Genomic DNA, 400 nt, shown 5'->3' with positions numbered 1-400 from the left:
CTGCAGGGCGATCCCGCGCTGCTGGAAAGGCTGAAGGGACAGATGCCATGGAACGCCTCGTGCGTCGTCCGAAAGGACGGTGTATGGGGCTTGCTCTTCGACATCTCTTTCCCGACCGCCGAAAGCGAGAAGGACCGTGTGAACCTCCAGGACCCGTGGTACCGGAAGCTGCCCACGCGGGACGAAGTGTCGCGCCGGATCCTCCTCGCACTCCCTCGTCTCAGGAGCAGCTACCCGGGCCTGCAATTCGCGGTGCCCGACGTCGAGCACGTGGACTTGCATCGCACGGCGGTGTGGGCATTTGTTCCTAACGGCTCACTCGATGACGCGCAGCGCGACGAGTTGCTGACGGCGATGCGCAGCATCTAAGTCGGGCTCGGCTGATTTCGCTGTGGTATCG

1 protein-coding gene is annotated in these 400 nt (G+C 63.5%); it reads left to right on the top strand.

The genetic code is table 11. The features are described from left to right. A partial coding sequence (locus tag E1292_RS50690) for a hypothetical protein (protein ID WP_220447482.1) occupies positions 1-369 on the top strand: 369 nt, incomplete at its 5' end. Positions 370-400 lie beyond the last annotated feature (31 nt).

The organism is Nonomuraea deserti (genome assembly GCF_004348685.1).
In the GTDB taxonomy this organism is placed as follows: domain Bacteria; phylum Actinomycetota; class Actinomycetes; order Streptosporangiales; family Streptosporangiaceae; genus Nonomuraea; species Nonomuraea deserti.
This window is presented reverse-complemented; position numbering and strand designations above follow the sequence as displayed.